This window comes from Nodosilinea sp. LEGE 06152, from assembly GCF_015207525.1.
Lineage (GTDB): Bacteria > Cyanobacteriota > Cyanobacteriia > Phormidesmidales > Phormidesmidaceae > Nodosilinea.
Genome location: NZ_JADEWR010000007.1, coordinates 185,240 through 208,063, shown reverse-complemented (window position 1 = coordinate 208,063; position 22,824 = coordinate 185,240). Strand labels below are relative to the sequence as shown.

Sequence of the window (22,824 nt, the reverse complement as noted above, 5' to 3'; positions counted from 1 at the left end):
GCTTTTTATGAGTCGGGGTTGTGTGATTCGAATTGGGAATGAAACGCCATACAGTTCAACAAAAGTTTTGCCATGATCAAAACCGAAAATTTTGAGCAGGTAGAGGTGACTTCAGCCCAGCAGTTGCGGCGGTGGCTAGAGGAAAACTACACCCAAACAGACAGCATTTGGCTGGTGACTTACAAGAAGCACACGGGCGAAAAATACGTCTCGGTTCAGGCCATTCTTGATGAGGTGCTTTGCTTTGGCTGGGTTGACGGCATTCGTCGCCAGCTCGACGACGATCGCACCATGCAGATGATCTCGCCGCGCCAGGTGCAGCACTGGGCGAAAAGCTATAAAGACAGAGCCGAAAAACTGATCAAAGCAGGAAAGATGCACCCGGCTGGACTGGAGGCGATCGCGCAATCTAAGCGCAATGGTCTATGGAATTTCATGGACGACGTCGATGCTTTGATCATGCCCGATGACCTGGTAGCAGCGCTAGAGTCACACCCACCTGCCAAGGAAAACTTTGAGAACTTTGCGAAGTCTAATCGCCGCAATGTGTTGCGCTGGATCAAGCTAGCCAAGACACCTGAAACCCGCGCCAAACGTATTGAAAAAACGGCGGTTTTAGCCGCTCAAAACAAAAAAGTTCCCCAAACATAAATGTTTTTTGAACCCCGTAGGGTAGGCGCTGCCCACCATTGCCTGAAGCCCTGATATTCCAGTCCACTCGATTGCTTAATTTCCGCAACGCTTAACCCATCTCTCGGAGAAATCCCGATGTCTGACTGCTCCCTGCCCGAGAACACCCAGTCTCAGGAAACTCTCTCTGTAGTTCACACCAGTGCCCCAGCTCGGCCCAATCGATACCTAAATCGTCGCTGGCTATTGGGCCTTGGGGCCACCGGGCTGCTGCTGGCGGTGGGTATCCCCCTGCTACAAAGTCGCTTGGTAGCTCAGGATTCACAATCGGAAGCCAGCTCCGTCAACGTCCTGGCGGTGGAAACCCTGACGGTGGATACCGTCAGCAGCTACGAGGTGGCCCGCGCCTACACCGGGGAAATTGCTGCCCTGCGCAGCAGCGACCTGGGTTTCACTCGCAGCGGTGAGCTGGTGCAGGTGCTGGTGGCCGAGGGCGATCGCGTCTCATCGGGTCAGGCCCTGGCTCAGCTCGATACTCAGAGCCTGCTCACCCAGCGCCGCCAGCTCGAAGCCCAGCTGGCCCAGGCCCAGGCCCAGCTGCTAGAGCTACAGCGGGGGGCAAGGCAGGAGGCGATCGCCGCCGCCCAGGCCCAGGTGCGCGATGTGGACAACCAGCTGGCCCTGCAACGCCAGCAGCGGGAGCGGCGGGAATTTCTCTACGAGCGGGGGGCGATTTCTAAGGAGCAGCTTGACGAGTTTAGCTTTGGGGCCGATGCTCTGGCCGCTCGCCGCGATAGCGCTCAGAGCAGCCTGGATGAACTACTCAACGGCACCCGCCCGGAGCAGGTGGCGGCCCAGCAGGCGGTGGTGCAACAGCTCGAAGCCAGCATCGCCAGCATCGACGTAGACCTCAACCAGAGCACCCTGCGGGCACCCTTCGACGGCATTGTCGCCGTTCGGCAGGTGGATGAGGGCGTGGTCGTCGCGGCTGGGCAGACGGTGGTACGCCTCGTGGAAAGCGTTGCCCCCGAGGCCCGCATCGGTATGCCCACCCGCGCCGCCAGCCGCCTGCGGACCGGGGAAGCGGTGACGGTAAATGCTGATACCGAGAGCTTCCCTGCCACGATCAAAGCGGTGCTGCCGGAGGTCAACGGCACCACCCGCACCCAGGTGGTGGTCCTTCAGCTAGAGCCCGCCGCCCTGACCCGCGTCAGCCCCGGCCAGACCGTTCGAGTCGAGCTGAATGAAACGGTTCCCACCAGCGGCCTGTGGCTACCGATTGAAGCGCTAACCCAAGATATTCGCGGCCTGTGGAGCGCCTACGCCGTGGTGCCCATGGAGACGGAGTTTGGTGACACCGCTTACCAGGTGCAGCCCAAAGCGGTCGAGATTTTGCACCAGGAGAGCGACCGGGTGCTGGTGCAGGGGACGTTGCAAGGAGGCGATCGCATTGTTGCTAGCGGCATCCATCGGCTGGTGCCAGGGCAACAGGTCAGGCCGCTCGGTGACTAGATCCAGAGTTAGATCCCAGGGTTCTTCTGGGCGATCTGCCGGGCTTTAGTTCCAGCACCAGCACCCTGGGATTTGGTCTTCTCCACCGACAACCCAGGGTTGTTCCAGGCGATCTGATCAAGCCCCAGAGCTATTGGTGGGCAGTGCCCAACCTACGYYWKAYCSASANCCWYCYGCCMRCKSMKCCAACCCCCCTACCCCCATGGTTCGCCCCTTCTTCACCAACGTTCGCCTGCTCATCCTCACCATCATTCTCATCGTCGCTGGGGGGCTGTCGGCCTACCAATCGCTGCCGCGCCAGGAAGACCCGGAGCTGGTGTCGCGGGTGGCMGTGATTACCACCGCTTTCCCTGGGGCCAGTGCCGAGCGGGTGGAGGCGCTGGTGACCCGCGTGCTGGAGGAGGAATTGGCGGCGATCGAAGAAATCGACGTGCTCGAATCGGACTCGCGGGTGGGCTTTTCGTCGGTGACTGTGGAGCTGGTAGACTCGGTGACCAACACGGCCCCAGTGTGGTCGCGGGTGCGCGACGAGATGGATGAGGCGGCTACCCGGTTTCCGGCGGGGACGACGGCCCCTGACCTGTCGGAGGTGTTGGTCAAGGCCTACACCGTGGTGGCGGCGCTGACCTGGGATTTGCCGCAGGAGCCGAACTACGCCCTGCTGCGCCGCTACGCCGAAGAGCTGGGGGTGGCCCTGCGAGGCATCGACGGCACCGAGGATGTGGACTTCTTTGGCCGTCCCGAGGAAGAAATTTTGGTAGAAATCAATGCGCCGGAGCTGGTGGCGGTGGGGCTGTCGGCCCAGGAGCTGGCCGACCAGGTAGCCCTGAGTGATGCCAAAACCAGCGCCGGGCAGCTGCGATCGCCGGATCAAACCCTGGCCATCGAGGTGGACAGCGGCCTGGAGAGCACCGAACAGATTCGCCAGATCCCGATTCGCACCGAGGCAGGGCAGTTTACCCGTTTGGGCGACATTGCCCAGGTGCGCCGGGGGGTGCGCGATCCGCTGACCAGTCTGGCCCTGATAGGGGGCAAGCCCGCCGTGGTGGTAGGGGCGATGATGCAGTCGGGGCAGCGCATTGACCAGTGGGGGGCCAGCGCCCAAACTACCCTGGATGACTTTCGCGATCGCCTCTCCGACGGCATTGTCCTGGAGGTGATTTTTGACCAGAGCGGCTATGTGGAGACCCGCATTAGTACGCTGATGGTGAACCTGCTGCTGGGGGCAGCGCTGGTGGTGGGGGTGACGCTGCTGACCATGGGTTGGCGATCGGCGCTGGTGGTGGGCACGGCGCTACCCTTTACGGTGTTTGCGGTGTTTGTGTGGATGACGGTGCTGGGGGTGCCGATTCACCAGATGTCGGTGACGGGGCTGATCATCGCCCTGGGTCTGCTGATCGACAATGCGATTGTGGTGGTGGATGAGATTCAGGCCGATATTCAGCAGGGAGCCGACCCGCTCCACGCCGCTATGGCCACGGTACGACGCCTGCAGGTGCCGCTGCTGGCCTCGACGGCGACTACGGTGCTGACGTTTTTGCCCATTTACCTGCTGCCGGGGGCGGCTGGGGAATTTGTCGGCACCATTGCCCTGGGGGTGATCTTGGCGCTAATTTCGTCGCTGGCGATTTCGCTGACGCTGATTGCGGCTCTGGCGGCGCGAGTGCTGGGCCGCCGCGATCAGCCGCGATCGCAGCGAAGAACCTTCTGCTTTCTAGACAGACCAGAGGCCTGGTGGAACGAGGGGTTGTCACTACCGGGGGCATCGCGGGTCTACCATTGGTCGATCGCCCGTATGACCGCCCGACCGCTAACGGCGATCGCCCTCACCCTCGCCATTCCCCTGGCGGGCTTCATCGCGGCGGGCACCCTGACCAGTCAGTTCTTTCCCCAGATCGACCGCGACCAGTTCCAGATTGAGATTGAGTTTGCCCCCCAGACCGCCATTGGGCAGACGCGCGATCGCGCGCTCCAAGCCCGCCAGGTGATTTTGGCCCACGAGAATGTGGCCGATGTCCACTGGTTTGTGGGAGAAAGCGCGCCGCGGGTCTACTACAACATCCAGGGGGCACGCCAAAACCAGCCCTACTACGCCCAGGCGATCGTGCAGCTCAAGTCTGCCGCTGCCATTGACCCGCTGGTGCAAAGCCTCCAGGCCGAGCTGAGCGATTTGTTTCCTGCCGCCCGCATCATCGCCCAAAAATTTCAGCAGGGGCCACCCTTCGATGCTCCAGTGGAGCTGCGCCTCTACGGTCCCAACCTTGACGAGCTACGCCGCCTGGGTCTGGAAGTGCGCGGCCTGCTGACTACGATCCCCAATGTGGTGCAGGTGCGCGACAGCCTCAGCGAGAACCGGCCCCAGCTGGCGCTCGCCCTCGACCCCGAGCAGGTGCGCCAGGCGGGGCTGACCAATGGGGCGATCGCCCAGCAGCTCGACGCCTACTCCGAAGGAGTGACCGGCGGCGCAATTTTAGAAGCTACCGAAAACCTGCCGGTGCGGGTGCGGCTGGGCAACGGCGATCGCAGCCGCCTCAATACCCTGGCCAGCGTAGACTTGCAGTCGCCCCAGTCTGCCACTGCCCGCCCCGCCTCGGCCCTGGGCGAGTTTCGGCTGGTGCCGCAGCTGGCCCGCATCGCCCGCCGCCACGAGCAGCGGGTCAATACTGTACAGGCATTCATCACCGCTGGCACTTTACCCAGCACGGTGCTGACCGAGCTTCAGCAGCGGCTAGAGGAGACTAACTTTGAGCTGCCCCCCGGCTACCGCTACGAGTTTGGCGGCGAGGTCGAACAGCAGGACACCGCCATGGGCAATCTGGCCCTGTTTCTGCCGATTTTGCTGCTGGGTATGGTGGCGGCGCTGGTGCTGTCGCTGGGGTCGTTTCGCCAGGCGGCGATTATGGGCGTGGTGGCGGTGGGCTCCATTGGCATGGCGCTGCTGTCGCTAAAGCTGTTTGGGGCGGTGCTGGGCTTTATGGCGATCGTCGGTACCATGGGCTTGATCGGTGTCGCCCTCAACGACTCGATTGTGGTGCTCACCGCCCTCAACGAAGACCCGGAAGCTAGCCAGGGCAGCCCTAAAGCGGTGCAACAGGTGCTACTCCGGGCCACCCGCCACGTGCTTACCACCACCGCCACCACCATCGTCGGCTTTGTGCCGCTGCTGCTGGAGAATGATCCCTTTTGGCGTCCCCTAGCGATCGCCATTGCCAGCGGCATCTCTGGGGCCACCCTGCTGGCGCTGTACTTTGTGCCCGCCGCCTTTTTACTGACCAAGCGCGGGCAGCGGGCGGGGGGCCTCCCTGTCGCCGCCCCTAACCGACCTCTGCTAGAGCAGACCCATGGTTAAACCGGGTTGGATCTCCATCATCAGGGCCGCTAAGTTGGGTTTACTGAATGAGAGGGCCGCTCTCAACCGCACAAAATTAACCCAATTAAACGCTGGCAACCCCTGGCGTCAAAAAGTTCTCATCGAGCAGAGCCCTGCCGAGTTTCTGTATACAATGGACTGTATACAGAGGCATCACGGTTTATGATGTTCCATAACGTTTTCTGGAGTCAACGTTTCATCTCTTCACTGTACTCCTTCTAACTTAAGCACCTATGGCCCTCCTACAAACCCTTAGTGTTAACGGCAAGCGCCTTAACCAGTGCATCGACGACTTGGCTCAGATCGGGCAGCTTGAAAACGGTGGTATTTGTCGGTTAGCCTTTAGTCCAGAAGATTTTCAGGGCCGTGAGCTGGTGCGGCGGTGGATGGTAGAGGCGGGCCTGAGTACCTGTCTTGACACCGCTGGCAACCTGATTGGTCGCCGCCCTGGCCGCACCAACGCCCCGGCTATTGCCACCGGCTCCCACATCGACACCGTGCCCTGCGGCGGCAAGTTTGACGGCAACCTGGGGGTGCTGGCAGGTATTGAAGTCGCTCGCATTCTCCACGAAAACAATATTGAGCTCGACCACCCCTTTGAGGTGATTGTCTTTGCCGATGAAGAAGACACCATGATTGGCGGTCGTGCTATGGCTGGTACCGCCTCCCTCAACGCTGCTGACTATTGCCGCAAAGATGGTCGCCCCATTGACGAATGCGTTAATGCCGCTGGCGGCAACTGGGATCAGCTGGCTTTGGCTAAACGCACCCGCGACGATGTCTGCGCCTTTGTCGAACTTCACGTTGAACAAGGTGGAGTACTGGAAACTGCCCAGAAGCAGATTGGCGTAGTGCAGGGCATCGTTGGCATGCAGCGCTACCAGATTCAGATCACTGGCCGGCCCAACCACGCCGGCACCACGCCCATGGGGCAGCGGCAGGATGCTTTGGTGGCGGCGGCGCAGGTAGTGCTGGCGGTCAACCGCTTAGGCACCCGACCCCCCGGACAGCAGGTCGCCACCGTAGGTGCCCTGCAGGTGTGGCCAAATGCCGCCAATATTGTGCCGGGTCAAGTGCAGTGCAGCCTCGATGTCCGCGACCTCAACCAAGACGTGATCAATGATTTAGTGAGCGACCTTAGGGAAGAGCTAGTGCTCATTGCTCGGGGCACCGATACCACCATTGAAATTGTGCCTCAGCTGAATGTGGCTCCCAGCCCTGCTGCCGATCACATTCAGGCGATCATTGCCGAGGTGAGCGATCGCTTTGGCCTGAGCCACATGCCCATGCCGAGCCGCGCGGGCCACGATGCCCTCGAAATGGGCCGCTTTACCGATATGGGCATGATCTTTGTGCCCAGTGAGGGCGGCTTTAGCCACTCAGAAGTGGAGTACACGACCCCCGAGGAGTGCGTTAACGGGGCCAACGTATTGCTAGAAACTTTGCTGCGCCTCGATCGCCACTACCACTGAGCAGGGATATCCCTACCGGAGATGGTCAAGTTGTTGACGCTATAGTTTAACTACTGCTCCTATACGTATTGCAATCATTCCTATGGCTTTCTTTGGTTTAGGCAAAGGCAAAAAGTCTGAAATGCCCGCTGCTAATGAGGCACTTCCGGGTCGGTCTGCGACCATGCCCGTGCCCGACAAGCACTATGTCAACGGCAATCCCCTCAGTTCCCCTTTTCCCGCTGGTATGGAGCTAGCTCTCTTTGGCATGGGCTGCTTTTGGGGAGCTGAGCGCAAGTTTTGGCAGCTAGAGGGCGTGTATTCTACTGCTGTAGGTTATGCCGCTGGCTATACCCCTAACCCCACTTATCAAGAGGTATGCTCTGGGCTAACGGGCCATAACGAAGTCGTGCTCGTCGTCTTTGACCCAGCGGTCATTACCTACGAACAAATTCTCAAAACCTTTTGGGAAAACCATAACCCTACCCAGGGTATGCGCCAGGGCAACGATGTCGGTACTCAGTACCGCTCGGGTATTTATGTCTACTCTGAGGCCCAGCGCCAGCTGGCGGAAACGTCTCGTCAGGCCTACCAAGACGCTCTTACTCGTTCTGGCTATGGCTCTATTACAACCGAAATTTTGGAGGCCCCAGAGTTTTACTACGCTGAAGCCTACCACCAGCAGTACCTAGCCAAAAATCCAGGCGGCTACTGTGGCCTGGGCGGCACTAATGTGGCCTGCCCAGTGGGGGTAGCCGTCGAGAGCTAGAACGACAGCTCCAATCCTTGGGTTGATACATGTCTGGTCATGCGCTGCTTCAAGAAAACCGTGAGGCGTGCATGACCAGTTTTTTTGCTGCACAGGTCTGATTAAAGCAATGCAGGTGACATTAGCTGAAGCCTAAACGCGGGTATCTTGGGGAAAGCAGCCAGTTCACCTCGCTCGACAATTCGCTTAGATTCAATTCTTTTCTATTTAATAGTTTCAGGTGGGCTAGGAACAGAAAGTGGTAAAAATACTCGAATAGCAGCATGACACTATCTTTAGGAAGATTTTTGAATTCTTAATCTACTGCTTTCTAAGCTGTTCTGTATAAAATACAGCCGTGTTCTCAATCACAACTGTTGATGAAGTATTGGTGAAATCTGGAATGATCTTGCCAAAGTTTAGGCCTTAATCCTGTATTTTCAAGTTGAGCTGTAGTCCCTAATTCTTTTTTTAGCATGCATCAGATCGGCGTCGTGACTATTGGCCGCAATGAGGGGGAGCGTCTGATTCGCTGTCTCACGTCTCTGCAGGCCAATGTGCCTACTGGCAGCCCCATTGTCTATGTAGATTCTGGCTCTACTGACGGCAGTGTGGCTAAGGCACAAGCGATGGGAATTAACGTTGTTGAACTCGATATGACCGTGCCCTTCACCATGGCTCGCGGGCGCAACGCTGGATTTCAGTACTTAGTCGACAACTTTCCCGAGCTGAGCTATGTACAGTTTATTGACGGCGACTGCGAGCTGCTGCCTAGCTGGATCGATCGGGCCGTCATGGCTTTAGGTCAAGCAGATAACTTAGCCATCGTCTGTGGTCGGCGGCGAGAGCGGTTTCCTGATGCGTCTCCGTACAATCGCCTGGCTGACATGGAGTGGAATACTCCCGTAGGGGAAGCTAAGGCCTGCGGAGGCGACATGTTGGCCCGAGTTGAGGCGATCAAAGTCGTGGGTGGCTACAACCCCAAAATGATCTGTGGGGAAGAGCCAGAGATGTGTATTCGGCTGCGCCAAAAGGGATGGAGAGTGCAGCGCATTGATGCTGACATGACCCTGCACGATGCTGCTATGACCCGTTTTGGTCAATGGTGGAAGCGCTCGATTCGAGGGGGATGGGCGGTCGCAGAGGGCAAAGCTATGTACGGTGAGTCTTCCGAGGCTTACATGGTGAAGGAGAATAAGAGCGGCTGGCTCTGGGGGGCAATTATACCTGCGGTAGCGTTGGCGTTAGCTTGGCCGACTCGGGGGCTAAGCCTGCTGCTTTTGCTGGGCTACCTAGTTCTAGGATGGCGAATTTATAAGTACCGTCAAGGCCAGGGCGACTCACCTGCGCACGCGCGTATCTATGCTTTTTTCTGCACGCTTTCAAAGTTTCCCCAGGCGCTTGGGCAGGGCCGATACTGGCTCAATCGCTGGCGCAATAAGCCTGCAACGCTGATTGAATACAAGTCGGCTCCGATGGTTAGTTCGGAGTCTTAGTTTCTAGCCTGGCGCGGCCGCGTTGACGACCTCTGGTAGCACCATGCGATAGCCCATGCCGCGCACGGTTTCGATGCAGTCGCTGCCCAGTTTCTTGCGCAGGTAGCCCACGTAGACATCGACGATGTTTGAGCCAGGATCGTAGCCATAACCCCAGGCGAGATCGAGCAGCTGCTCGCGACTGAGCACCTGCCCGGCGTGGCGCATAAACGTTTCGGTGAGAATGAATTCTCGCGCCGACAGTTCGACCACTTGGCCGCCCACCTGCACCTGGCGAGCCATCAGGTCGAGCACTACGGAGCCAACGGACAGCGTGGTTTTGGCCAGGTCGGGACTGGTTTGCAGCGATCGCAGGCGGGCTCGAATGCGGGCCAGCAGTTCTTCGAAGCGAAAGGGCTTGGTGACGTAGTCGTCGGCCCCAGCCTCTAGCCCGGTTACCTTGTCGTAGAGGTCGTCGCGGGCGGTGAGCAAAATAATGGGTTTGGCAAAACCCTGGCCGCGCAGGGCCTCTAGCACCGTCATGCCGTCGCGATCGGGCAAACCCAGATCGAGGATGAGTAGATCGAACTCGCCGTCTAGGGCCAGGGCAATACCGCCGTCACCATCCTCAGAGTGGGTGGTGGTAAAGCCGTGGGCCTGCAGCCCCTTCTCTAGAAAGGAGGCAATGCGAGGCTCATCTTCGACGATCAGGATCCGATTCATAAATGGAGCTCCTAGAGCGGTTTGAGGGGTAGAACCAAGGTAAATGTCGCGCCCTGATCGGGCTGGCTAGCAAGCTGAATGCTGCCGCCGTGGGCCTGCACGATGGCCTGCACAATGGCTAGCCCCAGGCCCGAACCATCGGAGCGGCCATAGCGACTCTTGCCGCGAACAAAGCGCTGAAAAATGCGGGTTTGGTCGGCTGGATCAATGCCTTCGCCGGTATCGCGTACCCAAAGGTGGATCTGGTCGTTGTGGCAACTAGACCCCAACGCAATGGTGTCACCTGAGCGGGTGTGCTGGGTAGCATTTTGGGCCAGATTGACGATCGCCTCCGTCAGGCGCTGGCGATCGCCCACTAGCTGCCCGGCGGCGATCGCCTCTAGCTGCCAGCGACGATCGCCCAGAGCGGTAATTTTGGCGTATAGCTCCTCGGTAAACGCCGTCAGGTCGATGGGTTCTGGGAATAGAAAATCGGGCCGTTCGGCCTTGGCCAGCAGCATTAATTCATCAATGAAGCGGCTCATGCGATCGAGTTCGTCAATGACGATATCGAGGGTTTCCTGCTGCTCCTGGGGGGTGGTGCCCATCAGTTCTAAATGGCCGCGAATGATGGTGATCGGGGTGCGCAGCTCGTGGCCGACATCGTTGAGCAGCTGCCGCTGACTGTTGAAGGTGGCCTCAATGCGGTCGAGCATGTCGTTAAACGTGCGGGTTAGCTCGGCAATGTCCCCCGTGGCCCGCTCTAGGGGAATGCGCTCGGTTAGGTTTGACTCGGTGATCAACCGGGCGGTTTGGCTCAGCAGCCGCAGCGGGGCGAGCACTCGGCCCGCCGCAAACCAGGCCAGTGCCGATGCGATCGCCAGCACCACCAGCGACACCTGGGCAATAATCAGCACCGACTCGGTGACCTCGGCGCGATCGCGGCTAACCATGTGGGCGACGACAAACACCCCCCTCACCTGTCCTGCCGCCGTGATTGGCTCAGCCAGATAGAGCACGGTGCCCGAGAGGGTCGCTTCGCCGTCCTGCCGGGGCTGGGTTAAGGCTGCCCACTCCTGCATCAGAACGCTATCGGGCCGCAGCGCCATGGGCAGGGCCAGTGAGCTGGCCTTATAGAATTCGCCGTCTACGATGGCTAGCAGGTACTCGTTGTCTTCGGGAATATTGCGCGACAGAAACACGTCAAAAATCGCTTTGATATCCTGGTCAAAGGGCTGACCGGTTTCAGGATTTCTGCCGTTGCGCAGCTGGCGAAATTCTTCAACCTCCTGGTACAGCGACTGCTCGACCCGTTCGTCTAGGCGAACAAACAAAAGTTGTCGCACCGTCAGTACCGATGCCACGCTCGACAGCGACATCAGCAGCAGGTACCAGATCAAAATTCGGCTGCGGGCTTCGCCCAGTATTTGCCGCCAACCGCTCAGCGGCAGCAGGGACAGAGTGAACTTGGACTGCGCAAGACGTGCCAAAGGGGTAATAACAGGGACGATTGGTCTGGCGCGGCGCGGCGGTCAGCGTTTGCGGGACCAGACGAACAGAGATAGATAGAGTTAATTTTGAAGGGTTTTGGCTCCAAAAGTTCCTCATCTCAGCCCAGGCACGTCAATTATTCAGCTTGGGCCGCAGATCTTTATGCTCTGTTTAAGTTGGCTCAGGTGGGTTTCGCACAGTTCCAACAGTTGCTCGGTGTAGGGGCGACGGCTGGGTATGCGGGTGCTGATGTGAAGATGCCGCACCAGGGTTAGCACGGTGTATAGCTCTATCTCTCGCTGCAGGCCAGTGGCCGCTTCAGAAACCCCCGTAGCCCCATCGACTGCGCTGAGGTAAGCCGTTTGGAGGGCGGTTTCGCGATCGCGCAACGCTTCAGCATTGCCCAGTTCTCGCAGGCTTTGCTCGGTTATGTGGGCGGTAAAGTTGCCAATATCTACCGCTGGCGATCCCTGGCAGCAAAGGTCGAGGTCCACCAGCCACAGGCGATCGCCGTCGACGAGGATCTGATCGGCGTAGAAGTCGCGGTGGATAGTGGAGTGAGGGGTGGGAGGGTGGATGGGTGGGAGGGTAGATGGGTGGAAGGGTGGATGGGTGGCCTTAGCGCTGGGATCGGAAAAACGGGTGGCGAGGCGATCGCAGGCCTTGAGCACACGATCGATCCGTGCCGACCACTGGGGGTGTTGTGCGGCGACTATGGGGAGGCGATCGCGGAGAATGCTCAGCTCGTCGGCCAGGGTGTGGGTCTTGGCGGTGGATATCGGGGTGCGGTGGAGCTTGTGGGCCAGGGCGGCGATGCGCTGGGCCAGGGAAATGCCTTGCTCGGTGGGCAGCAGCTGGGTGGCGGGGGTGCCGGGCACTTTGCGCTGGAGCATCATGTGCCAATCGGGCACCAGCCCCAACGGTTCTGGGACACAGAGGCGATCGCGGCTGTGGGCATCCCACCCGGTTTTCCACAGATCTTGCTGGACCTGATGGCTGGCGCGATCGGTACCCCTGGCGCGAATCTTGCCCAGCACAGCGGTAGTTCCCGCCGCCGTGTCGAGGTGGTATTCAACTAGGGCGCGGCGACCGGCCTTGTGGCGTACCAGGGTAGCCGTGGTGACCCGGCGTAGTTTGGGCACTACCGCCCGCAGCTGGCTTTGGGCCTGCAGTGGGTCGAGGGCGTTTTCCAACCATGAAATTTTAGGATCGAGCACCGTTTACCCCCTTTACCTCGACACCACAGAGGGCTCCTCGCGCAGGGCCGACCGCAGGCGAAAGAGGGCGGCGTAGGGGCCGTTTTGGGCCAGCAGCTCGCCGTGGGTGCCCTGCTCGATTACCCGCCCCTGCTCCAGGTAGAGAACATGGTCTACCTGGGGAACCAGCGATAGATCGTGGGTGATCAAGAACGTGGTGCGCCCCTGGGCCAGCTGCCTGAGCGCGTCGACTACCGCCTGTTCGCTGGCGCGATCGAGGCCGGTGGTGGGCTCATCTAAAATCAAAATCGGGGTTTGGCGAATGGCGGCACGGGCGATCGCGATCCGCTGCCGCTGCCCCCCCGAGAGAGTCGTCCCGCGCTCGCCCACCGGGGTGTCGTAGCCCTGGGGCAGAGCGGCAATAAAGTCGTGGGCGTTGGCTAGGCGAGCCGCAGCTTCGATCTCAGCCTGGCTAACGCCAGCCACCCCGTAGGCGATGTTTTCGCGAATGCTGGCGGCAAACAGCAGACTCTCTTGCAGCACCACGCTGATCTGGGGCCGCAGGCTGTCGAGGGTGAAGTCGCGAATATCTTGTCCGTCGATGCGTACCCGCCCAGCGGTAGGGTCGTAGAGGCGCAGCAGCAGGCTCATCAGGGTAGACTTGCCGCTGCCCGAGGGGCCGACGATCGCCACCTGCTGCCCCGGCTGCACCGAGAGATTTAGTCCCTTGAGCACGGGGTGGCCGGGTTCGTAGGCAAACCAGAGATCCTCAAGGCGCAGGGCACCGGCAAGGATAGGGGCGGGGCGGGCGGTGGGGCGATCGCGCACCTCCGGCTGGGTCTCCATCACATTCAAAATGCGCTCTCCGGAGGCGGCGGCTTTGGCCAGTCGCCCGGTGTACTTGGCAAAGTTTTGCACCGGCTTAAAGGCGTTTTTGAGATAGCTCAAAAACACCAGCACATCCCCCGGTGTCAGAGCATCGCGAATTACCAGCTGCGCCCCGGCCCACAGCACCAGGGCCGTGCCCAGGGCAATCACCACATCCACCGTGCGCTCCAGGTGGGCGGCCAGGCGCTTGGTTTCGACCACATCGCTGAGGCTGCGCTGGTTTTGCTTGGCAAAGGTGTCGGCAAAGGCATTCTCTAGCGACAGCGCCTGCACCAGCTTAATCGCCGCCAGCGATTCGGCTGCCGTGGCCGCCACTGCCCCCTCCCGCTTGCGCTGCTGCAGCGAGGCACTGCGAATGCGCTGGCTAAACCGGGTCGCCGCCAGCCAAAACAACGGGAATGTGACGGTGGAAAGCAGCGCCAGCCGCCAGTCGAGCCAGATCATTACCACCACCATGCCCACCAGGGTCAGCAGGCTCGACACCAGGGGCAGTGCTGCGGTAATCAGCACCTCCTGCAGGCGGCTGGCATCGCCGCTGACCCGCACGATCAAGTCGCCACTGCGGGCTCGGGTGTGGTAGCCCAGCGAAAGCCGCTGCAGGTGCCGGTAGAGCTGGTTTCGTACCTGGGTCATCACCCGGCTGCTGGCGATCGCCAGACTGACCGTATTCCAGTAGGTTGCCACCGCTCGCAGCCCGGTCAGCGCCACCATCGCCACCACTGCCCCCGTCAATAGCAGCGCCGGATCCCATGCGCCCAAGGGTGCTAACCGGGCAGAGCTATCGCCCCGCGCCGGTACCAGCACGTAGTCAAAGATCACTTTCATGGGCCAGGGCTCTAGCACCCGCAGCCCCACATCGGCCAGCAGGGCCAGGGTAGACACTGCCAGCAACGGCCACTGGGGACGAATGATCGGCCAAAAATAGCGGCCAAATTGCCAAAGGCCAGGAACAGTTTGGGTGAGGGAGGCAGCGCGATCCATAGGGGCAATAACAAACTGAGTATTGAAGGAGACCTGGTAAAAGCTTGGTTTGACGGTGGGCATTGCCCACCCTACGGCAGAGGGCTGCAACACCAAGTGCCGCCCACAGGCCCATCGGCAGCACGGAGGTTTAAACCGATGATCAATACCTCCTCTCCGTGAGGTGCAGAACGACGGAACGGCCTGCTCAACGGGGTCCGGGGCCAGCGAAATGGCCCCGGCAGCAGATCTGGCTTCCCACCAGATCAGTGGTGCATTGCTTCGCGAATGCACCCTACGGGTTGGGGGTGGGTGGCGGAATCGTGATGAGCGATCGCCAAAATTTGCTCAGCCACTCCATCCCAGGTGTGGTGGGCCAGAATGTGCTGCCGGGCGGCGCGACCGAGGGCAGCGCGGCGATCGGGCGATCGCCAAAGTTCCTCTAGCGCTCCTGCCAACGCGCGCTCATCCCCAGGTGGGCACAACATCCCTGTAACGTTATTCACCACCAGGTGTCGCAACTGGCCGATGTCGCTCACCACCACCGGCAGCCCCGCCGCCATGTATTCCACCACCTTCAGCGGCGAAAAGTAGAAGTTGGTGCTGGCCGGGTAGGGGGCCACTGCCACATCCATCTGGCTGAGCAGTGCAGGAATCTGCTCCGGGGGAACCGCTCCGGCCAACCGGGTGACCGCCTGAAGCTGCCGCCGGGCCAGGTCAGCTTCTAATGCCTCCCGCTCTGGCCCATCCCCAACCACCAGCAGTCGCGCCTGGGGCACCCGCTGGTGCAGGCGCTCAAAGGCGGCGACCAGGTGGGTCAGCCCGTGCCAGGGCTTAAGCGACCCTACAAAACCAACGGTGAAGGCCTGATTCGAGTTCACTGACGGCCAAGCATCGGCAAAGCGACGGTGGTTTACTCCGTTGGGAATGACCCGCACTTGCTCGCCGCTCACCCACTGGGTGAGGTACTGCTTCACCTCCTCAGATACCGCGACAATTGCCCCCGCCGCCGCAAAGGCCCGTTTCGCTACCTGCCTCGCCCCATCGCGATGCACCAGCCCCCGGTGCTGGGCCTGCTCCTCAATCAGGGGTGCATTCACCTCAAGCAGCCCCAAAATCCCTTGGGATTGGGCAAATTCCATGGCGCTGTAGCTCCAGAGGGAGTAGCGTTCGTAGATTGCATCGAAGGGGGCGGCCAGCGCCAGTTCGGTACGCAGGTTGGTGTTAATCGCCAGGGCGGCCCGTTCCCGCTGGGCCAGGTCGCCCTTAGGTACGGCGGGCAGGGGATGCAGCGGTACATCGGCTAAATCTGCTGGTGGTGATTCGCCCCAGCGCACCGCAAACAGCTCCACCGTAGCGCCCTGGTGACGCAGGGCGCGAATCACCTCCTGCACGTGGATGGAGCAGCCCTTGTGACCAAATACCGGAATTCCCGGATCGGCGCAAATGTAGGCAATCCGCATAGTTCACACCTCCTGAAGCTGAGGGGCAGGGCAAAAGTGAGTGCGCAGGGCGGCGGCGTTGCGGGCAATGTCAAACTCGGCTTCAATCAGCGATCGCGCCCTAGCCGCCAATTTCTCCCCAAGTTCGCCCTCGCTTAGCAGCCGTCGCAGCGCCACCGCTAGCGCTTCGCTATCCCCCTGGCCCACCAGCAGCCCGGTGTCACCCTCGCGAATAATTTCGGGAATTCCCGTCACGTCGGTGGCCACGCAGGGAGTCCCCAGGGCCATCGCTTCGAGCAGTGCGGTGGGTAGTCCGTCGCGGTTGCCGTCGCGGCCAATGATGTAGGGGGCGGCGAACACAGCCGCCTGCTGCATCAGCTCAAATACCTCCTGCTGGGGTCGGGGGCCAAGAATGTCTACCCAGTCATCGAGGTGCAGAGCCTGAATCTGCGATCGCAGCGCTCCCTCCAGCGGCCCGGTGCCCACAATTTGGCAGGTAAACTCAAGGCCCTGCTGACGCAGCCGGGCGCAGGCATCGATCAGGTGAGAGAGCCCTTTTTTCTCGACCAGGCGGCACACCGAGAGAATAATGGGCGATCGCCCCGCCGGAGCCTGAAACTGCAGCTCCGGTAAGTTCATCCCGTTGTAGATGCGCTGCACCGCACAGGCATCGGCCCCAAACCGCTGGCGCAGGTAGGCCAGGTTGTAGTCGCTCACCGTCACCACCGAGGCGGCATCCCGCAGTTTGCGGCGCAGGTCTTCAGGGTCTACCGATTCGTGAAAAATATCCTTAGCGTGGGCGGTAAAGCTGTAGGGCACCCCGGCGAAGTGGGCCGCCAGTCGAGCCACGCTGGTGGCCACGCTGCCAAAGTGGGCGTGCAGGTGGGTAATACCTCGCAGACGAAGCTCCTGAGCCAGCCACGCCGCCTGGTAAACCACGCTGGAGCGCTCGGTGGCCGCGTAGCCCAGCTTTTTCCATAGGTCGGGGAACACCTCAGCCGCCTCTTTTAGTTCCGACCAAAAGTAGGTGGCCGCGCTGGGGTTCAGGGTATCAATCGACGGATTGCTGCGCCCCTGATCCGGTTTGCGCAGATAGGTGACTGGAGCCCGTACCCGAGCAATTTTGTCTTGAAAGTGGGTATCAGCTGGGGGCCGCAGGGCAAAGATGTGAACTTCGGCCCCCGCTGCCTCGTGGGCCAGAATTTCGTTGACGATAAACGTCTCCGAGTAGCGGGGGTAGCGTTTGACAACGTAGGCAATGCGGAGCATGGAAAATTGGTGGGTGAATGGTGGATGGGTAGGTGGGTGAATAGGGATGGGGGATAGATGTGAGGCGGCTTCCCGCAGGGTGGAAGGAGACGCTGGTTGAGCCGGCTAGGCGATCGCCCCCGTTAAGAGGCTTGGGGGCTTGGCAGGGTAGCGACCACCAGCAGCCGTTGCAGATCGGCTACCAGGTTGTCTAGACCGTTGAGGTTGACGCTGGCCCCACCAGCGGAGCGAGCTGGCAGGGGTTGATGAATCCAATCGGTTAGAGCCTGAGGGCTGAGGTGGGTGGGATGCAGCACATCGATGAGGTCGTGGCGGTGCAGGCGATCGGCCCGAATCCACTGTTCCTGGCGAGGGCTAACGCGCGGCACCACCAGCGCTGGCTTTTGATAGGCCAGGATTTCACAGGTGGTATTGTAGCCGCCCATCGCCACGACCCGGCTGGCCTGCTTCAGCAGGAGCGTCGGCTCGGCCAGGTAGTCGACCAGGTGCAGCCGAGGGTTGGTCTGGGCCAGGAGGCGCAGTCGCTGCTGCGCTTCAGCGGGCATAAAGGGGCCAGTGAGCAAGACGCCTACGACAGATGCCGGAAATGTCGCCTGGGCAAAGGCTGCGGCCAGGGCAGATCCGTCTTGGCCACCGCCCACCTGACACAGCACCAGTTCGCGATTGTCCTTTGGGCAGGCCGCGCCAACGCCGGGTAGCCCCAGCTGCTGAATTTGATTGTGGGCAGCCGCGCTGGAGTGTCGGGTGCGCGGGTCGAGGTAGCCCACGGGGCGCATTTTAGCGGCAATATCGACCGGGAAGCGGTACTCGCGGCGGGGGTCGTAGATCGCCGGATCGCCGTAAATCCATACGGTGTCGTAGTAGCGACGAATCGCAGCCATACTCTCAGCTCGGTGCCAGTCGCGGCGCACGGCGGCGGGGGTATCAAGCACGTCTCGCAGGCCCAAAACACAGCGGGTAGGCAGGTGACAGCGAATATACTCCAGCGTGGCATCCAGCTCTCGCACAGCACCCCGCGGCACGTTGTCCACGATTAGCACGTCGGGCCGAAAGTTTTTGATGGTGGCTAGAATTAGCTGCGATCGCAGCTTGACAATTTCCTGCAGCTCCAGATTCAACCGCCGCGACTGGTACTGTCCATCGGACAGTTTGGAGAGGGCGGGCAGGGTGAGGGTGTCAATACCGGCGGCAGCTGGCATTGCGTTGGCTTCGCCCATGCCGCTAATTAGCAAAATATCGGCGTCTAGGCCGGCACAGCCCAGGGCTTGGGCAATCAGCAAATTACGCCGCTTGTGGCCCAAGCCCATTGTGTCGTGGGAGTACAGCACGATGCGCGATCGCCCGCTACGGTGAGACTTTGGGGCGCGATCGCGCTTGGCAGGAGGCGCTGCGATCGCTGGGCTAGCCAGTGCTGGCACTAAAGTCGTAATCGGCTTCTGGGTTCGATGCGGTGGACGCAAAACAGCCTCCTCAACAGCTAAAGCGGGAATTAAGCCATAAACTGGTTTTTAAGATGTAAAATCAGCGAAAAAGTTCCAAATATCGCTAAAATCTCTCAATTTTTCTGTTTATAGGCTTTTCAGAGCTGGGTTTCCTACTCTTTAGCATGGCTGACTACTCTAAATAGTCTGTGAAGGTTCTATGAGACCCCTCTCATCAAGCTGAACCACAGCGGCCCAAAATTATGCGGTGGTCATTTTGAAGTTAGGTTGCTAAAGTAAATAAGCTTTGAGGTTTGTAAAGAAAATATTAATAAAGCTTATCTGTAGCAGCGTTCAGTGATACCAAGTTGGGCCGCCTCTAACGGTGGGGAGTTTCTGTAGCTATGTCTGCGATCACCATTTTTTGCGATTTCGACGGCCCGATTGCCGATGTATCTGAGCGCTATTACGCCACCTATCGGCAGGGTCTGGCGTGGATCCAAGCTGCCGCCAAGGTCCAGGGCGAACCCCTGACCGTGCGGTACCTGTCCAAGTCCCAGTTTTGGACCTTTAAGCAGAACCGCGTGCCCGATCGCCAAATCGCCCATTGGTCGGGGCTCAACGGTTCCCAAATTGACGCTTTTTTGGCTCAGGTCAGCCGCATTGTCAACCAGGCCGCCCTGCTCGATCACGACCAGGTGCAGCCCCAGGCCCGAGCCGGGCTCGATATTTTGCGCCAGTCCGGCGTGCGGGTCGTGCTTGTCACCCTGCGCCCCCCCGACCAGGTGCTAGAGTTTCTCGCGCAGCACGATCTGGCTTGGGCCATTAGCGACCTCTATGGCATGCCCCAGGTCGAAGCCGCCTACAACAACCAGGCCAGCCACAAGATAGACCTGCTGCGCACGGCGATCGCCACCCAAACCCGCCAGGGCTACGACCTCAGCCAGGCTTGGATGATCGGCGACACCGAAGCCGACATCATGGCTGGGCAAACCCTGGGCATCGACACCGTCGCCGTCACCTGCGGCATTCGCAGCAGCAGCTACCTACAGAGCTTTCGCCCCACCCATCTGCTGCCCGATCTCTGGACAACCTGCCAAAAGATTCAGCAGCGCGCCATCGTAGCTCGCCAGCGAGGTTAGTAGCCCGCGTCGACGCTGCGATCGCTGGCTGAGCCGAGTTGCGCTCTAGCGATCGCAGCGAGTCAACCCAGGGCTTCGCATCGCTGGTGACAACGGGCTTTTAAACAGCTGGGTTAGGAATAAGGACCGAATTGAAGCCATTTATGGCTTCGGCTCCTGCTTGACCACGGGGCAGGTTGTAAACGTCCACTGGGCTAAGACGTGTTCGGTGCAGGGGTATTGACTGCAATGCCGCTACCAGAGAGTTCGCCGGTTAAAGTGTCTCAACTAAATCGACTGCTGCAATAGCCGTCTCGGTTGTGCCACGGTGTTACGTTCCCGGGTTTGCCGAAGGGGCTAAGCATCTGACGAATATCGATCCCACCAGCGGTTGAGGGGGTAGTACAGTGCCGGCGCCCAGAGACTACTCAAAATAGCTGAGCTAAGCGCTATGCGCTGATGGTAAAGCCAAATACTTCCCAGGGGCGGATAAAGCGACTCGGCTGACACTAGCTGGTTGAAACTAATTTGCAGCGCCAGTACGGTTTCAGCAATGACCGCCATGGCAAACACAATCAGCGCCACCGACACGATGTCTTCCTGTAGGTAGCGCTGCTTTTGCAGGCGCGCCGTCAGTACGCCCACCACAATCAGGCTTAGGGTATGGGTGGGGTGGGGTGCAGTCATGGCATCTTGCAGCAGGCCCAGCACTAGGCCGGCCATCGCCCCCTGCCACTGATTGCGCTTAATGCTCCAGGCCACCACCCAGATCAGCAGCCAGTGGGGCGCGACCCCTAACAACTCCATGCCCGGTATGCGACTGGGCAGCAGCAGCAGGCACACCAGCACCGACGCTGCCGTTACCATGCTGTTGACGGCCCAGGGCTGTCGCCATATCGGCAGTGATGATACCCGCGCGACTGAGGTCATGGCCTGGCCTCGCCCGCTTCTGGCACCACACCGTTTTCAGGCGTGGCACCCGGCAGCACAGGAGCGTCGACGGTTTCCTGAGGTTCAAAGGGATGCACCATAGCCCACTCTAAAATGGACAGCGGCGACGATAGCTGAATGACTGCCTCGGGGGCCGGGCTTTTGGTCAAGTCAATCGACTCAATTCGCCCAATCGGAATATCTCGGGGAAACAGGCGGCTGTAGGAGGAGGTGACAATCACATCGCCGGTTTTGACATCGGGTAGTTTCTCAAAAAACTCTATGACCACTCGATTGTTAGACTGCCCCCGCACCACACCCATAGCCCGGCTACGGCTGACCTTTGCCCCTACCCGACTGGTGGGATCGCTAATCAGCAGCACCCGAGAGGTGCTAGGAGATACCGCGATCACTCGCCCAATCAATCCACCCGGCCCCGTCACTACGTGCCCTACCGCCACGCCCTGACGGCTACCGCGATTCAGCACGACCTGCTGCCACCAGTGGTCAGCGGCGCGGCCAATGACCGCAGCCCGCACCCCTTCCTGAACAGCGGCGGCTTCGTAGTCAGCCATGGTTTGGAGGGAGCGGTTTTGGTTTTCTAGCTCCACAATGCGCTGCTGTAGCTCAAGAATATAGCTATTCTCAAACTGCTGCTCGCGGCTAAGGCCCGGCTGTAGCGGACGTGTTAGCCAGTTGTAGGCTTCGTAAATTAGGGCACCATCGCTAGCCCGCAATAGCCAAGCTGAGGAAACGGCCAGGGTAACCATTCCCGCCTTGAGGGCATGACGTGTCCACCAGCGGCGTAAAGCAAACATAGGTTCTGGGTAGATGACGACTTTGGCGCGGCCCTACAGGCTCGATCGCCCGCTGAACACCCGCCCCATCTGGCTAAAGTTCTCTAGCACCCGCCCGGTGCCCAGGACAACACAGCTCAGCGGGTCGGCGGCGACGTGCACCAAAATGCCGGTTTCGTGGCTAATTAGGGTATCTAGCCCCTTGAGCAGGGCACCACCCCCGGCCAGCATAATGCCGCGATCAATAATGTCGGCGGCCAGTTCGGGCGGGGTCCGCTCCAGGGTGCGCTTCACCGCCTCCACAATCACCGAGAGAGGTTCGGCCATGCTCTCCCGGATTTCGGCACTCTTGACGGTTACGGTGCGGGGCAAACCCGACAGCAGGTGCAGACCCCGCACATCCATGGCAATTTCGTTATCGTCGGGGCTGGGATAGGCCGAGCCGATGGTGATTTTAATTTCCTCGGCGGTGCGTTCACCCACGACCAGGTTGTGCACTTTTTTCATGTAGCTGGAGATGGCCTCGCTGAGTTCATCGCCTGCCACCCGCACCGATTCACTCAGTACGGTGCCCTGCAAACTGAGCACCGCGACTTCGGTGGTGCCGCCGCCGATGTCAACAATCATGTTGCCGGTCGGCTCGGCCACGGGTAGACCTGCGCCGATCGCAGCGGCCACTGGCTCATCAATTAAATAGACGGTGCGGGCTCCCGCCTGCTGAGCGGCATCCATCACCGCGCGGCGCTCAACGCCCGTGACACCGCTGGGAATACCGATCACAATGCGGGGCGACACCAGGGTGCGGCCTTCGTGCACCTGGCGAATAAAGTGCTTGAGCATCAGCTCGGCGGTATCAAAGTCGGCAATGACGCCATCGCGCAGGGGGCGCAGCGCCATCACGTTACCAGGAGTACGACCCAGCATCCGCTTGGCCTCTTCGCCCACCGCCAACGGTTTCTTTTCGACCTGGTCGATAGCGACTACAGAGGGTTCTTGCAGGACCACCCCTTTGCCAGAAACGTATACGAGAGTATTGGCTGTACCCAGGTCAATACCCATGTCGCGAGAAAATCTGTCGAAGAGAGCCACAGGCAATCACGCCCCTAAACTAAGAAAAAACAATTGACCAACGCCAAAGCGCCACCCTGAAGACTAACGCTGATGTCGAAGTGGATTCTATTACGTTTCGTATCGATGCGTCCAGTCAGCAAATAAGTATCTGTTAGCGAAAAATAGACTTTGGCAGAAAAACTCCGGTGCAGCGAGGCTTTGGGGACTTGAAGCGGCAGCCCCTTCTCAAGGCAACCAACGGCCTGATCCTAGACGTAGGGCATGCTAACTAAGTTCCTCAAGGAGGTGACATCCCGCTGACGGATGATCGAGGTTTCGCCTACAATGCGGGGACGTGCGTTGGGCAAGTA

The 22,824-nt window shown here is 60.1% G+C and carries 17 protein-coding genes; 7 read left to right on the top strand and 10 right to left on the bottom strand.

All coding sequences use genetic code 11. From position 1 onward, the window contains the following. The first annotated feature begins 72 nt into the window (after positions 1 to 72). The 6 genes from IQ265_RS12005 to IQ265_RS11980 all read left to right on the top strand — a co-directional run bounded on the left by IQ265_RS12005 (position 73) and on the right by IQ265_RS11980 (position 9,207). Positions 73 to 651, top strand: a complete 579-nt coding sequence (locus IQ265_RS12005; protein WP_194053738.1) for a YdeI/OmpD-associated family protein — start codon at positions 73 to 75, stop codon at positions 649 to 651. 117 nt (positions 652 to 768) lie between these two features. After that, complete coding sequence (locus tag IQ265_RS12000) at positions 769 to 2,142, top strand: efflux RND transporter periplasmic adaptor subunit (RefSeq protein ID WP_194053728.1); 1,374 nt, start codon at positions 769 to 771, stop codon at positions 2,140 to 2,142. 202 nt (positions 2,143 to 2,344) lie between these two features. Continuing rightward, positions 2,345 to 5,491: an efflux RND transporter permease subunit gene (locus IQ265_RS11995; protein ID WP_194053726.1), complete on the top strand. Its 3,147-nt coding sequence runs from the start codon at positions 2,345 to 2,347 to the stop codon at positions 5,489 to 5,491. A gap of 254 nt (positions 5,492 to 5,745) precedes the next feature. After that, entirely contained in the window at positions 5,746 to 6,984 is a 1,239-nt protein-coding gene (locus tag IQ265_RS11990; protein ID WP_194053724.1) for a Zn-dependent hydrolase, read from the top strand. An 82-nt stretch (positions 6,985 to 7,066) separates the two neighbouring features. After that, positions 7,067 to 7,732, top strand: coding sequence for a peptide-methionine (S)-S-oxide reductase MsrA (msrA, locus tag IQ265_RS11985; RefSeq protein WP_194053722.1), 666 nt, complete (start codon positions 7,067 to 7,069; stop codon positions 7,730 to 7,732). Between the two features lie 455 nt (positions 7,733 to 8,187). Then, positions 8,188 to 9,207, top strand: a complete 1,020-nt coding sequence (locus IQ265_RS11980) for a glycosyltransferase (protein WP_194053720.1) — start codon at positions 8,188 to 8,190, stop codon at positions 9,205 to 9,207. A 3-nt stretch (positions 9,208 to 9,210) separates the two neighbouring features. Here the strand turns inward: IQ265_RS11980 and IQ265_RS11975 are convergent, their stop codons facing one another. The 7 genes from IQ265_RS11975 to IQ265_RS11945 all read right to left on the bottom strand — a co-directional run bounded on the left by IQ265_RS11975 (position 9,211) and on the right by IQ265_RS11945 (position 18,594). Continuing rightward, positions 9,211 to 9,909: a response regulator transcription factor gene (locus IQ265_RS11975; RefSeq protein ID WP_194053718.1), complete on the bottom strand. Its 699-nt coding sequence runs from the start codon at positions 9,907 to 9,909 to the stop codon at positions 9,211 to 9,213. A gap of 11 nt (positions 9,910 to 9,920) precedes the next feature. After that, positions 9,921 to 11,378, bottom strand: coding sequence for a HAMP domain-containing sensor histidine kinase (locus tag IQ265_RS11970; RefSeq protein ID WP_228037829.1), 1,458 nt, complete (start codon positions 11,376 to 11,378; stop codon positions 9,921 to 9,923). Between the two features lie 141 nt (positions 11,379 to 11,519). Further along, positions 11,520 to 12,596 (bottom strand): phosphotransferase, encoded by a 1,077-nt coding sequence (locus IQ265_RS11965; protein ID WP_194053716.1) that lies wholly within the window; start codon positions 12,594 to 12,596, stop codon positions 11,520 to 11,522. 12 nt (positions 12,597 to 12,608) lie between these two features. Further along, entirely contained in the window at positions 12,609 to 14,444 is a 1,836-nt protein-coding gene (locus IQ265_RS11960) for an ABC transporter ATP-binding protein (protein ID WP_194053929.1), read from the bottom strand. A gap of 245 nt (positions 14,445 to 14,689) precedes the next feature. Continuing rightward, on the bottom strand, positions 14,690 to 15,886 hold the full coding sequence (locus tag IQ265_RS11955) for a glycosyltransferase family 4 protein (protein WP_194053706.1): 1,197 nt from the start codon (positions 15,884 to 15,886) through the stop codon (positions 14,690 to 14,692). A 3-nt stretch (positions 15,887 to 15,889) separates the two neighbouring features. Then, positions 15,890 to 17,134, bottom strand: a complete 1,245-nt coding sequence (locus IQ265_RS11950) for a glycosyltransferase family 4 protein (protein WP_194053704.1) — start codon at positions 17,132 to 17,134, stop codon at positions 15,890 to 15,892. Positions 17,135 to 17,256: 122 nt separating this feature from the next. Next, positions 17,257 to 18,594, bottom strand: a complete 1,338-nt coding sequence (locus IQ265_RS11945; RefSeq protein WP_228037827.1) for a glycosyltransferase — start codon at positions 18,592 to 18,594, stop codon at positions 17,257 to 17,259. Between the two features lie 365 nt (positions 18,595 to 18,959). Here IQ265_RS11945 and IQ265_RS11940 point away from each other — a divergent pair, with 365 nt between their 5' ends. Beyond that, complete coding sequence (locus IQ265_RS11940; protein WP_194053701.1) at positions 18,960 to 19,697, top strand: HAD hydrolase-like protein; 738 nt, start codon at positions 18,960 to 18,962, stop codon at positions 19,695 to 19,697. Between the two features lie 336 nt (positions 19,698 to 20,033). Here IQ265_RS11940 and mreD read toward each other — a convergent pair whose 3' ends face one another. Genes mreD through IQ265_RS11925 form a run of 3 tightly spaced genes read right to left on the bottom strand, consistent with a single transcriptional unit; the run spans position 20,034 to position 22,492 of the window. Then, positions 20,034 to 20,543: a rod shape-determining protein MreD gene (gene mreD / locus IQ265_RS11935; protein WP_347404957.1), complete on the bottom strand. Its 510-nt coding sequence runs from the start codon at positions 20,541 to 20,543 to the stop codon at positions 20,034 to 20,036. 59 nt (positions 20,544 to 20,602) lie between these two features. Further along, positions 20,603 to 21,424: a rod shape-determining protein MreC gene (gene mreC / locus IQ265_RS11930; protein WP_194053697.1), complete on the bottom strand. Its 822-nt coding sequence runs from the start codon at positions 21,422 to 21,424 to the stop codon at positions 20,603 to 20,605. A gap of 33 nt (positions 21,425 to 21,457) precedes the next feature. Further along, a complete protein-coding gene (locus IQ265_RS11925; protein WP_072016034.1) occupies positions 21,458 to 22,492 on the bottom strand; it encodes a rod shape-determining protein in 1,035 nt (344 codons plus the stop codon). Positions 22,493 to 22,824: the final 332 nt, after the last annotated feature.

What these genes read in the sequence shown, in the direction of transcription:
- IQ265_RS11975 (WP_194053718.1), bottom strand. Translation starts at nt 9,909, where the DNA reads ATGAATCGGATCCTGATCGTCGAAGATGAGCCTCGCATTGCCTCCTTT.
- msrA (WP_194053722.1), top strand. Translation starts at nt 7,067, where the DNA reads ATGGCTTTCTTTGGTTTAGGCAAAGGCAAAAAGTCTGAAATGCCCGCT.
- mreC (WP_194053697.1), bottom strand. Translation starts at nt 21,424, where the DNA reads ATGTTTGCTTTACGCCGCTGGTGGACACGTCATGCCCTCAAGGCGGGA.
- IQ265_RS11980 (WP_194053720.1), top strand. Translation starts at nt 8,188, where the DNA reads ATGCATCAGATCGGCGTCGTGACTATTGGCCGCAATGAGGGGGAGCGT.
- IQ265_RS11955 (WP_194053706.1), bottom strand. Translation starts at nt 15,886, where the DNA reads ATGCGGATTGCCTACATTTGCGCCGATCCGGGAATTCCGGTATTTGGT.
- IQ265_RS11960 (WP_194053929.1), bottom strand. Translation starts at nt 14,444, where the DNA reads ATGGATCGCGCTGCCTCCCTCACCCAAACTGTTCCTGGCCTTTGGCAA.
- IQ265_RS11950 (WP_194053704.1), bottom strand. Translation starts at nt 17,134, where the DNA reads ATGCTCCGCATTGCCTACGTTGTCAAACGCTACCCCCGCTACTCGGAG.
- IQ265_RS11940 (WP_194053701.1), top strand. Translation starts at nt 18,960, where the DNA reads ATGTCTGCGATCACCATTTTTTGCGATTTCGACGGCCCGATTGCCGAT.
- mreD (WP_347404957.1), bottom strand. Translation starts at nt 20,543, where the DNA reads ATGGTAACGGCAGCGTCGGTGCTGGTGTGCCTGCTGCTGCTGCCCAGT.
- IQ265_RS11990 (WP_194053724.1), top strand. Translation starts at nt 5,746, where the DNA reads ATGGCCCTCCTACAAACCCTTAGTGTTAACGGCAAGCGCCTTAACCAG.
- IQ265_RS12005 (WP_194053738.1), top strand. Translation starts at nt 73, where the DNA reads ATGATCAAAACCGAAAATTTTGAGCAGGTAGAGGTGACTTCAGCCCAG.
- IQ265_RS12000 (WP_194053728.1), top strand. Translation starts at nt 769, where the DNA reads ATGTCTGACTGCTCCCTGCCCGAGAACACCCAGTCTCAGGAAACTCTC.